Consider the following 14,265-nt stretch of genomic DNA (forward strand, 5'->3'; position numbering starts at 1 on the left):
ACGGAAAGTACAAGCATGTACAAGACTGTGCATGGCTAGACAAGTTCGGTCAGGTGTATTACTGTCACGAGCGACAGGCCAGCACTGGCACCTCAATGGAGAGGAATACCCCCAATGACCTCGTACCTTCTCGGCATCGACGCGGGAACATCCGTCATCAAGGCCGCCGTCTTCGACGAACGCGGCACGGAGCTCAGCAGAGGCGCCGCGAACGTGCCCATCTCGAACCCGAAGTCCTACGAGGCCGAAGAGGACATGGAGACCGTCTGGATCGCCGCCACCACGGCCATCCGCGACGCCATCACCGGCAGTGCGGTCCGGCCCCGCGAGATCATCGCGATCTCCGTCACCGGCCAAGGCGACGGCAGCTGGCTCATCGACAAGAACGGCAAGCCGGCAGGTCCCGCCATCCTCTGGACCGACGGCCGCACCGGCAGCATCATCGACGACTGGTACGCCGACGGCACCGTCACGAAGCAGTTCGACATCAGCGGCACCGGCCCCTATGCCGGCACGGCGTCCGCCATCCTCCGCTGGCGCCGCGACAACCAGCGCGAACTCCTCGAAGGCGCCACGCAGCTGTGGTGCAAGGACTGGATCGAGTACCGCCTCACCGGCGACATCTCCACCGATGCCTCCGACGCCAGCCTCTCCGGCATCGACGCACGCACTCGCCAATGGTCCGACGAGGTCCTCCGGACGTGGGGCATCGAGGACATCAAGCACGTCCTGCCCAAGATCAAGTCCTCCACCGACCTCGCAGGCGAGATCACCGAAGAGGCGGCCGGTGTCACCGGACTCATCGCGGGTACTCCTGTCTACAAGGGGCAGATGGACATCACGGCGTCCTCGCTCGGCGTCGGCGTCGCCCGCCCAGGCGACTGCATGGCCGTGATCGGCACCGCCGGCATCGTCACCGTCGCGACCGACACCCTCGAGCACGGCTTCGAGCCGGCAGACTCCGGCTGGGTCATCCCGCACAGCCCGGACACGTGGATCCGTGCCATGGGCATGAACTTCTGCACGCCCAACCTCGACTGGTTCCTCGCCGAGCTCGGCGCGGCCTTCTCGCTCGAGGCTCGCGGCAAGAACATCGACATCTTCGACTACCTCGACGAGGTCGTCACCGAGACCCCCGTCGGCGCCGATGGGGTTCTGTACCACGGCTACCTCGCGCCGGGCGGCGAGCGCGCCCCCTTCGTGAAGCCCAGCGCCCGCGGCTCCTTCAACGGCATCACCGGCTCCCACACGCGCCGCCACATGCTGCGCGCCGTCTACGAGGGTGTCGCCTACGGCATCCGCGACTGCCTCGACTCCATCCCGACCGAGGTCAAGACCGTCCGCATGGCCGGGGGTGGCGCGAACAGCGCCGTCTGGTGCCAGATCTTCGCGGACGTGCTCGGGCGGACGATCATCGTCCCGGCGGGCACTGAGTTCGGTGCCAAGGGTGCCGCCATCGTCGCGGGCGTCGGAGCCGGCGTCTTCGCGTCCTATGCGGAGGGCGCCGACGCGACCGTCAACATCGTCCGCACGTACGAGCCCAACCGCGACAACACGAAGATCTACGACCGCTTCTTCCCCGTCTACCGCAGCATCCGCACCGCGATGCTGCCCATCTGGGACGAGCTGCAGGCGGCGACCAGGGCCGACGAGCAGTGAGAGCCGACGTCCCAGACGCGTACCTCTTCGACCTCGACGGCACGATCTACCTCGGCGGCGGTCTCCTCCCCGGGGCGAGAGACACCGTCATCGGGCTCCGGGAAGCGGGAGCCACGGTGCTGTTCTGCAGCAACAACCCCACCAAGACGCCGGGGGACTACGCAGAGAAGCTCACCGCCCTCGGCATCCCCACCGACGAGCGCGACGTATACACGAGCCTCGTGGCGACCATCGAGTGGATCACCCGTCACCGGCCGGGCGCGACGGTGTTCCCCATCGGCGAGCAGCCGCTCCTTGGCGCGCTCATAGCTGCGGGCATCACCGTGAGCGAGGACCCGGAGGCGATCGACCTCGTCGTCGCCTCCTACGACCGCCACTTCGACTATCGAAAGCTGCAGATCGCGTTCGATGCCATCTGGATGCACAAGCGTGCCGAGCTCGTCGCCACCAACCCCGACCGGTACTGCCCGTTCCCGGGCGGCAGGGGGGAGCCGGATGCGGCCTGCGTGACGGCGGCCATCGAGGCAGGCACGGGCACCCGCTGCGTCGCGGTCTTCGGCAAGCCGAGCGTCGACTTCTTCGACGTCATCGCGGGCGCCCGCGGGCTCGACCCGCAGCGCACCGTGATGGTCGGCGACCGGCTCGCGACCGACATGGCGTTCGGGAGGGCCTGGGGTGCCGGCACGGCGCTGGTGCTCACGGGCGAGGCGCAGCCCGGCGATGCCGAGCTCGCACCGAACGCCGAGCGGCCGCACGTGGTGCTGTCTGGCATCGGCCAACTCGTGGACCTGCACCATTCAGGGGCCTGGAGCAGGCTCGAACGCGACCTGGCCACAACTGAACAGGAGGCCGCGGCATGACGGCAGCACTGCAGGCATACGCACTCGAGGCCTCCGGCGGAGACCTCCGGGTGCTCCGCTACGAAGCGGATGTACGCCTCGCGGTCGGCCGCGTGCTGCGAGATCTCGGCCTGCCGGACGGCGCCGACGTCGCGCTGCTCGCGGACGCCGCGCAGAAGCTCACCTCGACGGGCGAGCTCGGCGAGGAGGTCACGGCTGCGCTCGCCGCGGCGGGATACCTCGTGAGGCGCCCGGTCCTGGAGATCGGCGGGCACGGGCTGGTCCTCGACGAGGCTACCGTCGCGAGCGCTGCATCCGCGGTGAGTGGCGCACGGGCGGTGGTCACCGTCGGCTCCGGAACCGTCACCGATCTCGGCAAGGCGGTCGCGCCGGCGGGGGTGCTGCTCGTCGCGGTGCAGAGCGCGCCCTCCGTCAACGGCTTCGCCGACTCGCTCAGCGTGCTCGTGCGCGGCGGGGCGAAGTCCACGACGCCCACGCGGTGGCCGGACGCGCTCCTCATCGATGCGGATGCCCTCGACCGTTCACCGGCCCGCCTCGTGGCTGCCGGTGTCGGCGACGCGGTTGCCATCGGCTGCTCCGGCGCCGACTGGCTGCTCGCGTCCGCCCTGCAGGGCACGCAGGCCGACGCGGCTGCGCTCGTGCCGATCCGTGACGCCGTCGCTCGCCTCGCCGCTGGGGCGCACGCCCCCGGTGCCATGCCCGCGCTGGTTGACGCGCTCACCGTCGGAGGCCTCATCATCGGCGCACTCGGCACGACCGCGCCGCTCTCGGGCAACGAGCATCTCCTCAGCCACATCCTCGACATGTCCGCCATGGCACAGGACCAGCCGCACGACCTGCACGGCGCGCAGGTCGGGGTGGCGACGGTGCTCAGCGCGGCGCTGTGGGATGTCGCGCTCAGCGACGGGCTCGTGCGCCTCGCACCCGGCTCCGCGTATCCCGACGACCTCGAGGAGCGGGTCAGCGAGGTCTGGTCGCGGGTCGATGCGAGCGGCCACCTGGGCGCCACGTGCGCCGCCAACGTCGAGCGCAAGCGTGCGCTCTGGCAGGGCGGCGACGGGCTCGCACCAGGCGTGCTCGCCGAGGTGAGGGCGCAGCTCGTCACGCCGGAGACGATCGTCGGCACGCTGCGCGCATGGGGTGCGCCGACTCGCCTCCGCGAGCTGACGCCGGCCGTCGACGCCGAGACGGCGAGGTGGGCGCTGTCCGCGCTGCCGTTCATGCGCGATCGGCTGACGCTGGCAGACCTCCTCGTGGTCGGCGGAGCCTGGACTGACGAGTTCCTGGACAAGGTCATCGCCAGGGCAGAATCGGCTGGCGGCGGGCTGTAGAGACTCCGCGCCGACTTTCTCGAGGGAAAGGGCCACGCGGCGCGCAGGGACGAAGGGCCGGACATTCCACGGTGTCCGGCCCTTCTTCGCGCCCGGGCCGCACCCGTCGCCCACGAGGGTGCGCGCACAGCAGGAGGGGCGGACACCGATCGGTGTCCGCCCCTCCTGTTCGGCCGGTTCCCTGGCGGGGTGTGGCCTCGCGCGGGGAAAGAGCCCCGGGCTAGATGAGGAGACCCAGTGGCTTCTCGATCAGCTCGCGGAGTCTGGCGAGCCACCTGGCGGCGATGATGCCGTCGACCGGCCTGTGGTCGACCGACAGCGTCACGGTGACGACGGTGCCGACTCCGAGCGTGTCGTCGTCGAGCACAACCGGCACCTTGCGCGCCGCGCCGACGGCGAGGATCGCGGAGTGCGGCGGATTGATGATGGCCGAGAATGCGTCGACGCCGAACATGCCGAGGTTGGTCACCGAGATGGCGCCACCCTGCAGCTCGCTCTGCTGGAGCCGACCCTCGTTGGCACGCGCCACCGCGTCCTTCACCTTCGCCGCGAGGGCGCCGATGCTGAGCGCCCCGGCGTTCGCGATGACGGGCGTCACGAGTCCGCGCTCGCTGGCCACCGCGACCGCCACATCCTGGGTCGCGAAGGACACCACGGCGTCCGGGGTCCAGATCACATTGAGCTCAGGCACGTCCCGGAGCGCCAGGGCGGCGGCCTTCACGAAGAGGTCGTTGACGGAGATGCGGACCTCGCTCGCCTCGTTGAGCTGTGTGCGCAGGGCAAGCAGCTCGTCGACGCGCAGCGTCGCCTCGAGGTAGAAGTGAGGGGCGTCGCGCTTCGAGGTCTGGAGGCGGTTCGCGATGAGCCTGCGCAGCTTGCTGTGCGGCGTCGCCTCCCCTCCCTCTGGGAGCTCGATGTCGGCAGCTGGCGTGGGTGCCGGCTGTGCGGCGGCGGGCTGAGGCACAGCGGTCGGTGCGGCCGGGGCCGCGGCGGATGCGCGTGCCCGTTCGACATCGTCGCGCACGATCCGCCCGTTCGGTCCCGTGCCGTCGAGGTTCTCGATCGACAGCCCGTACTCCTTCGCGAGGCGACGAGCGAGGGGGCTCGCGAAGATGCGCCCGCCCTTCGGCTCCGGGGCGCAGGATCTGCCGGTCGAGCCGGTCGAGCACGATGCGTCGGCGGCGGAGCCCGTGGATGCGTCGTCCTGCGCCGCATCGGCCGACACCGGGGCCGGGTTCACGGGGGCGGCCTCGTCCTCGGCGACCGACGCAGACGCGGCGGTCGCCGCTGGCGCGCTCGGCACGACCTCGACGGTGGCCGGGGCGCCGCTGAGCTGGGCGGCGAGCTCGGCGGCTGCCGAGGGGTCCTCGCCGACGGCGAGGACGATCGCGATGGGGTCCCCGACGGGAACCATGTCGCCGACCTCGGCGAGGAGCGTGTGCACGACGCCGTCGAGCTCTGCGACGATGTCGACGACCGCCTTCTCTGTCTCAACTGCGGCGACGGCTTCGCCCTTCTTGACCGAAGCGCCGGCTGCGACGAGCCAGTTCTCGAGTGCGGCTTCATCGGAGTCGGCGGAGACTCCGGGCATCCTGAGGAATGTTGCCATGTCAGGTTCTCTCTCTCGCTCAGAAGGCCTTGAGGGCCGCGACGATGTCGGCCGTCGTGGCGTTCGCGGCCTCTTCGAGCGCCTTGGAAATGCTCGGGGATGCCTCGCCGCCGTGGACTCGCGCGACGGGGGCGTCGAGCCAGTCGAAGAGGCGCTGCTGGATGGCGTCTGCGAGCCAGGCACCGTAGGAGGTGCCCTGTGCGCCCTGCTCGACGATGACGACGCGGTTCGTCTTCCTGATGGAGGCCTCGAGCGTGTCCCAGTCGATGCTGGCGCGGTCGAGCCAGCGGAGGTCGATGACCTCGCCGTCGATGCCGGACTCCTCGACGGCGTCCAGTGCGCGCTTCACCATCGAGAGGTACGAGATGACTGTCACACCGGATCCCTCGCGCCGCACAGCGGCCTTGCCGAGGGGGAGCTCGTAGTCGAGATCCTTCGGCGCGAGGCCCTCTGTCTTGTACAGGTCGGCGTCGTGCTCGAGCACGGCGACCGGGTCCTTCGTGCGCATGGCCGTGTTCAGGAGGCCGACGTAGTCGATGGCCGTCGACGGGGCGATGATGCGCCAGCCGACGGAGGTGGCGAGGATGCCGGCCGGGTCCATGGAGTGCTGCGAGCCGTATCCGGTCGACGTGCCGATCTTGATGCGCAGGATGAGCGGCATGTCGTGCTCGCCGCCGAACATGTGGCGGGCCTTGCCGATCTGGTTGAAGAGCTGGTCAGCGGCCACCCAGAGGAAGTCGGCGTACATGAGCTCGATGACCGGGTAGTAGCGGCCGTCGAGCGCGATGCCCCCGCCGAGGCCCGTGAACGCGGCCTCGCTGATCGGGGTGCCGAGCACGCGGCCCGGGTACTTCTCCGCGAGTCCCTTGGTGGCGCCGCGGGAACCGCCGCTGAGCTTGTGCACGTCTTCGCCGAGCACGATGACGCTGTCGTCCGTCTCCATGCGGCGGTCCATGACGGCCGCGACGACGTCGACGAACTTGCGCTTCTCGAGCTCGTCCTCGGCGAAGTCGCCCCATTCCTTCACATCGCCCGTGAACTCCGGAGCCTCGCCGCGGATGCCGATGTCGATGAAGTCCGTCGATGGCCACAGGCTCTGCTTGATCTGCAGCTTGCCCGGGCGACCGGAGGCGTCGGGCTCGACGATGCGAGAGCCAACCTCGGTCATGACCTCCTTGATGCGGCCGGCCAGGCTGTCGAGCTGCTCACGCGTCGCGATGCCCCGCCGTTCGAGGTGCGCCTCGACGAGTGCGATGGGGTCGCGGTCACGCCAGCCCTGCTCCTCGTCTTTCGAGCGGTAGCCGAACGCGCTGCCCGGGAATGGGCCGTTCTGGTGGAAGTAGCGGTAGGTGTCCGCTTCGATGATCGCGGGCCCCTCGCCTGCTCGCATGTGCTCGAGGGCCTGCTGCGTGGCGAGGTAGACGGCGAGTGTGTCCTGTCCGTCGACGCGCCAGCTGCGGATGCCGAAGCCCTGGCCGCGGCCGGAGAGTCGGGATTCGCCTGTCGCTTCCTCGACGGTCGTCGAGACCGCGTACTGGTTGTTCTCGATGAAGAAGAGCGTCGGCAGCTTCCAGGCGGCGGCGAGGTTGAACGCCTCGAGCACGGAGCCGATGTTCGCGGCGCCGTCGCCGAAGTACGTGACGGCGGCGGCATCGGTACCGGCGTGCTTGTCGGCCCACGCGAAGCCGGTCGCGAATGGCACCGCGCCGCCGACGATGGCGTTTGTGCCCATGGCGCCGGCTTCCTTCCACTGCAGGTGCATGGAGCCGCCGCGGCCCTTGCAGTAGCCGTCCTTGAGGCCGGCGATCTCCGCGAGGCTGCGGTAGAGAACGTCGACCACTTCGGGGCTCAGCTCGTCGTCAACGGAGAAGCCCGTCGGCTGCACGTATCCGAAGACTTTGGCGAGGAACTGGTGGTGGCCTCGGTGCGAGCCGTTGACCTGGTCGGCCGGGGTCAGGGGGACGCAGGAGCCGACGGCGCCGCCTTCCTGGCCGATCGAGGAGTGGGCAGGGCCGTTGATGAGCTTCTGGCCGGCGAGGTTGAGGACTTCCTCCTCGAAGGCTCGCACGAGGTGCAGCTGTACTGCGAAGTTCTGCAGGAGTTCCGGGGGTGCGTCGTCCCAGTCCTCCTGGGTGGTCTCCAGCTGGACCCAACTCACGTTCGGCTTGAGGTTCTTGATGGTAGACATCGAGTGTGTGATCCTCCGCTCGTGAGCTCCCTGGCGGGGAGCTCATCTGTCTGGGCGACAGCGCTGCACTGCGCTTCCCAGTTGTCTGTACATGCACGGTCCTGGCTTCACATAGGATTGGCCGGGCGAGCCATGAACAGGACCTACTGTACATGGCTAGACATGTATATGCATCTAAGGGACGTTGGTGAAACCGTGGCCGATCAAGGACTCAGCGGAGAGACGCTCGACAGAAATGCGGCAGTCCCGCTCTACGTGCAGCTCGCTGACGTGCTGCGCTCGAAGATCCAGAGCGGAGAATGGAAGCCTGATCAGCGCATTCCCTCCGAGAATGAGCTGAACCAGATCTACGGCATCAGCCGGATGACCGCGCGGAACGTGCTCTCCAAGCTGGTCGACGAGGGACTCCTGTTCAGGGTCCACGGCAAGGGCACGTTCGTGGCACATCAGAAGATCAGCACGAAGTCGCCGTCCTATCAGGGCATCCGCGAGCAGCTCGAGCAGCAGGGCTTCGCGACCCGCACCGAGATGCTCGAGCTCGAGCGAATCGATGGGGGAGGCCGCATCGGACAGATCCTCGGCATCGGTGAGACCGAGAGCCTCTTCATGGTGCGCAGGCTCCGCTACGCGGAAGACGAGCCCATCAGCATCCACGAGTCGTACGTGCCAGAGCGACTCGCACCCAAGCTGCTCGAAGCCGACCTCGTCACGCGCCAGCTCTGCACGGTGCTGGAGGAAAACCATCAGCTGCGGATGGCGAACGTCATCGAGACGCTCGAATCGTCGGTGCCGTCGAAGTCCACGCTCACGACGCTCAAGGCGCGAACCGGCACCCCTGTGCTGCTGCTCGAGCAGCGCATCTCGAACGACGACGGAACGCCCTTCGAGTTCACCCGCATCCTGTTCCGCGGCGACAAGGTTCGGCTGGAGTTCTCCTACTCGCTCTGACTCAGCGGATGCGGCAGCCGCACGCGACACGAACGGGCCCCGACGGGGAGGAGCATCCATCCTCGGTCGGGGCCCGTTCTTCTTCGTGCGGGGTCTCTGCGGGCACCGCCTGTCGGAGAGTCAGGTCTCGTGCACCTCGCACGGCATCACGCCGCCAGTGCTGCCTCCAGCGAGGCGACGGTGATGGTTCCGTCGGCGCGCGTGAGGTCAGCGCCGCGCAGTGTGGTCGACGGGGCGCCGGCCTCGCCGAGGTCGGAGACGACGCTCGTCGCGGCGGGGAAGTCGTCGTCCGCCGTGAAGTGGCTGACCGTGACGATGTGCGCCAGGCCCGCCGCGGCGGCGGCCTGTGCGCCGCCCCACGAATCCTCGATGACCACCGCCTCGTCCTTCGCGAGCCCGAGCGTGTCGAGCGTGAGGAGGTAGATGTCCGGGGCCGGCTTCTTCGCGGGAACGACGTCTCCGGCGAAGACCCCGGCAAGACGTGACCGCAGGTCTGCGCCGATCACGGTATCGAGCACGGCCTCCACGCTGCCGAGTGCAGAGGTGGACGCCACCGCGACGACCCAGCCTGCATCCAGCGCCTCCGCGATGAGGCGGCGCACGCCGGGGCGGCCGGGCACGCTGCCTGACCCCATGATCTCCACGTACGCCGCCGACTTTCGCCGGTGCACATCCGCGACGAGTGCATCCAGCTCGGCCGAGTCGGCGGGGGTGAACTCGGGGTGCTCACCCAGGTAGGCCTTGAAGCGCTCCTTGCCACCGCCCACTCGCAGCAGCTCGCCGTACTCGTCGGCGCTCCACTGGAAGCCGAGCCCGAGCTCGTCGAAGACCCGGTTGAAGGCGACGAGGTGACCGTTGAGCTCCGTGTCGGCGAGGACCCCATCGCAGTCGAGGATCAGCGCGCGCGTCATGCCGCTGCCCCGTTCGCCTTATCGCGGCTGCCGAAGAGGTCGATGTGCTCGGTGACGGTCGCCGTGACCGCCTCGACCTGATCTGCGAAGAGCTTCACCGGCTCCCACTTCCCGCTCGCCTCGGCGGCGACGAGGTGGCGGTGCGCCGAGTGCAGGTAGGCGAGCTTGAGTGCAGTGGAGATGTTGATCTTCGAGGTGCCCGAGGCGATGAAGCGAGCGAAATCGTCGGCCGAGAGGCCGGTGCCGCCGTGCAGCACGATCGGGATGTCGGTGCGGCTCGCGAACTCGGACGCCCGCTCGAAGAGCAGCGTCGGGTTGGCGGTGTAGAGGCCGTGGGCCGTGCCCAGCTGCGGGGCCAGCAGGTCCGTGCCCGTGTCGTTCGCCACCTCGAGCAGCGTGTCGACCGAGTAGGCGTGCGTCGCCTCGTCAGAGCCGACGCCGTCTTCCACGCCGACGATGTTCTCGATCTCCGACTCGACGTCGACGCCTGCGGCGTGCGCCTCCTGGACGACCTCGCGGGTCTCTGCCCACGCCTGGTCGAGACCGCGGTCGGAGGCGTCGAAGAGCACGGAGCTCCAGCCCTGCGCGATCGCCTCGGTGATGACGGCGCGGTCGGGGCAGTGGTCGAGGTGCAGCGCGACCGGCACGTCGACGCCGTCAGCGGCGATGCGCGCGGCGGCGGCGAGCTGCGCGGCGCCGACGACCTTGAGTGTCTTGACGGACGTCTGCAGGATGATCGGCGAGTTCGCGGCCTGCGCCGCGGCCACCGTGGCCTGCAGCGAGAGCTGGTCGACGATGTTGACGGCGGGAATCGCATACCCGCCAGCCCGGGCGGCGGCAGCGAGCCGTCGCGTGCTTGCGAAGGTCATGGTGTTCTCCTACGTGGTTGGGTCGGCGCGTGAGGCCGCTGGGTTCGGTCGTGGAGCGAATGGGTTCCGAGGGTCACGGGTGACGGCCCTGAGCTGGTCCGTCACCGGTCAGCTCCGGGACGCCGCCGTGCTGGCGGCGGTCGCGAGGATGATCGCCGTGGACTGGGCGCCGGGGTCTCGGTGCCCTCGCGAGCGCTCGCCCAGGTAGCTGGCACGCCCCTTCGTCGCGATGAGTGGCTCCGTGGCGACGGCACCTGCGGCAGCGGCCCGTGCCGCGGCCGACAGGGTCTCCGCCGGACCCGCTCCGGCGGCGGCGGCCGCCCTCGCCGCCTCGACCGCCGGGGTCCAGGCATCCACCATCGTCTTCTCGCCGGCATGCGCCTTGCCGCGTTTCATGAGGCTCTCGAGCGCGCTCTCGAGCATCGTCGCGACGCCAGTGCCGTCGAGTGGGAGCGTCGCGCACTTCGCCGCTCCGATGAAGACCGAGCCATACAGTGGGCCGGATGCGCCGCCGACGGTCGACATGAGCGTCTTGGCGGTGACGGCGAACACCTCCTTGACACTGATGGGGGTGCCGTCACCCACGGCGGTCGCTGCGGCCGCGAGGCCTCGACTCAGATTCTCTCCGTGGTCGCCGTCGCCGATGGCCCTGTCGAGCTCGATGAGCTCAGTGCGAGCCGTCATGACGTCGGCTGCCGCAGCCTGCACCCAGGCGATCGCCCAGCCCGTGTCGAGCTCGTCGGTCCCGGTCATGCGCCCGCTCGCCATCCGCTCGTGTGCACGGGGGCATCGAACAGCTCGGTGAGCTCGTCGTCGAGGCGCAGGAGGGTGATGGATGCGCCCTTCATCTCGAGCGAGGTGAAGTAGTTGCCCACGAGGCTGCGCTCGATGGTCACCCCGAGGCTGTCGAGGACATCGGCGGCGTGGTTGAAGAGGATGAACTGCTCGGAGAGGGGGGTCCCGCCAAGGCCGTTCACGAACAGCAGGACCCGGTCTCCGGAGGTGATCTCGAGGTCGCTGATCACACGCTCGAGGAGGATGTCGGTGATCTCGTCGGCCGTCGTCATCTCGCCGCGTCGAACCCCGGGCTCACCGTGCACGCCGATGCCGATCTCGATCTCGTTGGGTCCGAGATCGAACGATGGCCTGCCGACGGTGGGGACGGTGCACGCTTCGAGCGCGAGGCCCATCGTGCCCATGTTCGTGTTGGCCTTCTTGGCGATGCGGACCACATCGGCGAGGTCGTCGCCGCGTTCGGCTGCGGCCCCGGCCAGCTTCATCGTGACGATCGTGCCTGCGACGCCGCGGCGGCCTGCCGTGTAGGTCGAGTCCTCGACCGCGACGTCGTCGTCGAGCACGACCGTCTCGACCTCGATGCCCTCGAGGTCGGCGAGCTCTGCGGCGGCCTCGAAGTTGAGGATGTCACCCGTGTAGTTGAGGACGAGGTGGACGACACCGCGGCCCTGATCGGCGGAGCTCGTCGCCGCGAGGATCTGGTCGGGGGTGGGGGAGCTGAAGAACGCTCCCGGGGCGGCCGCGTCGAGCATCCCCGGGCCGACGTAGCCTCCTCCGAGCGGCTCATGACCGGAACCGCCGCCAGAGATGACGCCGACCTTGGGTGAGGAGGCGGGCACCGCCCTCGAGAAGTGCACGGGATCGGTGTGCAGGCTGACGAGCGACGAGTTCGCACGCGCGAATCCGCGCATGAATTCGTCGAGGACGGTCGCGGGTGCGTTGATCAGTTTCTTCACCGAATGCTCCTTTGCATCGTGGCGTACAGCTCGATCGTGACTACAAGTACATACAAGCATATTCAAGTATGTACATGTTGGCGGTCTTGCCGAATCCATAGGTCAGCATACATGTCTATACAAGTATGTCCAACTTGGATCGCGATGCACGCGCACACGGTGCGCAGGAGGGCGGCGACTATTCTGCGCGATGCCTCAGCTCGCGCCCCTTCACGATGTCCTTCTCGATCTGCTCGAGGCGCTTGGCGCTGGCCTTCGTGTCACGTGGCGGCAGCTGGATGCTCTGCTCCGCCGCGATGCCGCCCCGCAGCTGCCGGACACGCTCGATCTCGGCGTCGCACTGCGCACCGAAGAGCAGGGCGAGGTTCACGATCCACAACCAGAGGAGCCCCACGATGACACCGGCGACGCTGCCGTAGAGGCGCTCGTAGCTGCTGAAATTCGCCACGTAGAAGAAGAAGCCGGCGCTCGCGACACCCGTCACGAAGAGCGCGATGAACGCGCCGAGCGTCATCCACTTGAACTTCGGCAGCTTGACGTTGGGCGTGCCGTAGAACAGGACGGCGATCATCACGATCACGACGAGCAGCACGATCGGCCACCTCGCGAAGCTCCACACGGTGAGCGACGCGTCGCCGAGACCGATGATGCCCCCGATCGCCGAGGCCACGGGTCCAGAGAGGGCGAGGATGGCGAAGATCACCAGCATGAGGAGCAAGAGGACGACCGTCCACAGCATCATGGTCGGGCGCAGCTTCCAGAACGGCCTGCCCTCGTCGATCTCGTACACCGTGTTCATGGCGTGCGAGAAGCAGTTCACGTACCCCGACGCCGACCACAGAGCGCCGAGCAGACCGACGATGAACGCGGTGCCCGCGCCCTGCGACTCGCCCAGCTGCAGGACCGTGCTGCGCAGCGTCTCCGCGAACGTCGGGTCGGCGAGGTGGGTCGACATCTCGTCGATGAAGGACACTGCCGTGTCGGTCAGCCCGAAGAGGCCGATGACCGACATCAGCGCCAGGAGTGCGGGGAAGAGGCCGAGCAGCATGTAGAAGGTCAGCGCCGCGGCCAGTACCGTGCAGCGGTCACGGAGGAACTCCCGGATAGCGCGCATGAGGACGTACCGCCAGGCCGGGCCGACCACGTTCTTCAGCCCGTCTGGCTTGCGGGGGTCTCGCGCATCCGGAGCCGTCCGTTCCTTGACGACGCTGGTCTCATGGGCTGCCCCGGGGGTAGTCATAGAGGCAGGCTAGGCGCGAGCGGTGCCCGCGGCAGGGAGGGCGCGCGCTCGGCCACCACCTCGACGCGAGAAAGGGAGCAGCCGAATTCGGCTGCTCCCTTTCGCTGATGCTGACGTCGTGGCTACACGCGACCCTTCAGCATTGCCTGCTTGACCTCGGCGATCGCCTTCGTCACCTGGATGCCACGCGGGCAGGCCTCGGTGCAGTTGAAGGTCGTGCGGCAGCGCCAGACTCCCTCGCGGTCGTTGAGGATGTCGAGGCGGACCTTCGCGTCCTCGTCACGGGAGTCGAAGATGAAGCGGTGCGCGTTCACGATGGCGGCCGGGCCGAAGTACTGGCCGTCGGTCCAGAACACGGGGCACGACGTGGTGCATGCGGCGCACAGGATGCACTTGGTGGTGTCGTCGAAGCGCTCGCGGTCGGCAATCGACTGGAAGCGCTCCTTGCCCTTCTCCGGCTCAGCCTGAGCCTTCAGGAAGGGCTGCACCTCGCGGTACGCCTCGAAGAACGGCTCCATGTCGACGATGAGGTCCTTCTCGAGGGGGAGCCCCTTGATGGCCTCGACGTAGATGGGCTTCGAGATGTCGAGGTCCTTGACCAGCGTCTTGCACGCGAGGCGGTTGCGGCCGTTGATGCGCATCGCATCGGAGCCGCAGATGCCGTGTGCGCAGGAGCGACGGAACGCGAGCGAGCCGTCCTGGTCCCACTTGATGCGGTGCAGGGCGTCGAGGATGCGGTCGGTCGGGTACATCTCGACATCGAACGCCTCCCAGTACGGCTCGGTGTCCGTCTCAGGGCTGTAGCGGCGTACGTTGAGCGTCACCGTGAACGGCTTGGGAGCCTCGATGGGCGCCTCGGGTGCTTCAGTCGTTGCAGCAGTCATTCTGTGAAGCCCTTC

At 68.5% G+C, this 14,265-nt stretch carries 12 protein-coding genes; 4 read left to right on the top strand and 8 right to left on the bottom strand.

From position 1 onward, the window contains the following. Positions 1 to 114 precede the first annotated feature (114 nt). The 3 genes from ITJ67_RS06830 to ITJ67_RS06840 are packed head-to-tail and all read left to right on the top strand — an operon-like array spanning position 115 to position 3,850. On the top strand, positions 115 to 1,659 hold the full coding sequence (locus ITJ67_RS06830) for an FGGY-family carbohydrate kinase (RefSeq protein WP_160072756.1): 1,545 nt from the start codon (positions 115 to 117) through the stop codon (positions 1,657 to 1,659). Then, a complete protein-coding gene (locus tag ITJ67_RS06835) occupies positions 1,656 to 2,519 on the top strand; it encodes an HAD-IIA family hydrolase (protein ID WP_160072754.1) in 864 nt (287 codons plus the stop codon). The genes ITJ67_RS06830 and ITJ67_RS06835 overlap by 4 nt, the downstream gene beginning before the upstream one ends. Then, positions 2,516 to 3,850 carry an iron-containing alcohol dehydrogenase gene (locus tag ITJ67_RS06840; protein WP_194677145.1) on the top strand — a complete coding sequence of 445 codons (1,335 nt, stop codon included), beginning with the start codon at positions 2,516 to 2,518 and terminating at the stop codon, positions 3,848 to 3,850. The genes ITJ67_RS06835 and ITJ67_RS06840 overlap by 4 nt, the downstream gene beginning before the upstream one ends. Positions 3,851 to 4,070: 220 nt before the next feature. On the opposite strand, the gene ITJ67_RS06845 is transcribed toward ITJ67_RS06840, so the two are convergent. Then, positions 4,071 to 5,459, bottom strand: coding sequence for a dihydrolipoamide acetyltransferase family protein (locus ITJ67_RS06845; protein WP_194677146.1), 1,389 nt, complete (start codon positions 5,457 to 5,459; stop codon positions 4,071 to 4,073). Positions 5,460 to 5,478: 19 nt separating this feature from the next. Further along, entirely contained in the window at positions 5,479 to 7,647 is a 2,169-nt protein-coding gene (locus tag ITJ67_RS06850) for an alpha-ketoacid dehydrogenase subunit alpha/beta (protein WP_194677147.1), read from the bottom strand. Positions 7,648 to 7,842: 195 nt separating this feature from the next. On the opposite strand from ITJ67_RS06850, the gene ITJ67_RS06855 reads away from it, so the two are divergent. After that, positions 7,843 to 8,595, top strand: coding sequence for a GntR family transcriptional regulator (locus ITJ67_RS06855; RefSeq protein ID WP_323741408.1), 753 nt, complete (start codon positions 7,843 to 7,845; stop codon positions 8,593 to 8,595). Positions 8,596 to 8,741: 146 nt separating this feature from the next. On the opposite strand, the gene ITJ67_RS06860 is transcribed toward ITJ67_RS06855, so the two are convergent. The 6 genes from ITJ67_RS06860 to ITJ67_RS06885 form a co-directional block, all read right to left on the bottom strand. Further along, positions 8,742 to 9,506, bottom strand: coding sequence for an HAD-IA family hydrolase (locus ITJ67_RS06860; protein ID WP_160072744.1), 765 nt, complete (start codon positions 9,504 to 9,506; stop codon positions 8,742 to 8,744). Continuing rightward, positions 9,503 to 10,375 carry a class II fructose-bisphosphate aldolase gene (locus tag ITJ67_RS06865; RefSeq protein WP_194677149.1) on the bottom strand — a complete coding sequence of 291 codons (873 nt, stop codon included), beginning with the start codon at positions 10,373 to 10,375 and terminating at the stop codon, positions 9,503 to 9,505. Before ITJ67_RS06865 ends, ITJ67_RS06860 begins: the two co-directional genes overlap by 4 nt. Before the next feature lie 108 nt (positions 10,376 to 10,483). After that, positions 10,484 to 11,128 carry a dihydroxyacetone kinase subunit DhaL gene (gene dhaL, locus ITJ67_RS06870; RefSeq protein WP_160072740.1) on the bottom strand — a complete coding sequence of 215 codons (645 nt, stop codon included), beginning with the start codon at positions 11,126 to 11,128 and terminating at the stop codon, positions 10,484 to 10,486. Continuing rightward, entirely contained in the window at positions 11,125 to 12,126 is a 1,002-nt protein-coding gene (gene dhaK, locus ITJ67_RS06875) for a dihydroxyacetone kinase subunit DhaK (RefSeq protein ID WP_194677150.1), read from the bottom strand. Before dhaK ends, dhaL begins: the two co-directional genes overlap by 4 nt. Positions 12,127 to 12,304: 178 nt before the next feature. Beyond that, positions 12,305 to 13,366 carry a YihY/virulence factor BrkB family protein gene (locus ITJ67_RS06880; protein ID WP_194677151.1) on the bottom strand — a complete coding sequence of 354 codons (1,062 nt, stop codon included), beginning with the start codon at positions 13,364 to 13,366 and terminating at the stop codon, positions 12,305 to 12,307. A gap of 122 nt (positions 13,367 to 13,488) precedes the next feature. Then, positions 13,489 to 14,250, bottom strand: coding sequence for a succinate dehydrogenase iron-sulfur subunit (locus ITJ67_RS06885; protein ID WP_104243064.1), 762 nt, complete (start codon positions 14,248 to 14,250; stop codon positions 13,489 to 13,491). Between the last annotated feature and the right edge of the window lie 15 nt (positions 14,251 to 14,265).

Origin of the sequence: Pseudoclavibacter sp. VKM Ac-2867 (assembly GCF_015351275.1) — a bacterium.
Taxonomy (GTDB): Bacteria; Actinomycetota; Actinomycetes; order Actinomycetales; family Microbacteriaceae; genus Pseudoclavibacter.

Bases quoted from the DNA above. Each gene is read 5' to 3' on its own strand.
- ITJ67_RS06830 (WP_160072756.1), top strand. From the start codon at position 115: ATGACCTCGTACCTTCTCGGCATCGACGCGGGAACATCCGTCATCAAG.
- ITJ67_RS06840 (WP_194677145.1), top strand. From the start codon at position 2,516: ATGACGGCAGCACTGCAGGCATACGCACTCGAGGCCTCCGGCGGAGAC.
- ITJ67_RS06845 (WP_194677146.1), bottom strand. From the start codon at position 5,459: ATGGCAACATTCCTCAGGATGCCCGGAGTCTCCGCCGACTCCGATGAA.
- ITJ67_RS06850 (WP_194677147.1), bottom strand. From the start codon at position 7,647: ATGTCTACCATCAAGAACCTCAAGCCGAACGTGAGTTGGGTCCAGCTG.
- ITJ67_RS06860 (WP_160072744.1), bottom strand. From the start codon at position 9,506: ATGACGCGCGCGCTGATCCTCGACTGCGATGGGGTCCTCGCCGACACG.
- ITJ67_RS06865 (WP_194677149.1), bottom strand. From the start codon at position 10,375: ATGACCTTCGCAAGCACGCGACGGCTCGCTGCCGCCGCCCGGGCTGGC.
- dhaL (WP_160072740.1), bottom strand. From the start codon at position 11,128: ATGACCGGGACCGACGAGCTCGACACGGGCTGGGCGATCGCCTGGGTG.
- ITJ67_RS06880 (WP_194677151.1), bottom strand. From the start codon at position 13,366: ATGACTACCCCCGGGGCAGCCCATGAGACCAGCGTCGTCAAGGAACGG.
- ITJ67_RS06885 (WP_104243064.1), bottom strand. From the start codon at position 14,250: ATGACTGCTGCAACGACTGAAGCACCCGAGGCGCCCATCGAGGCTCCC.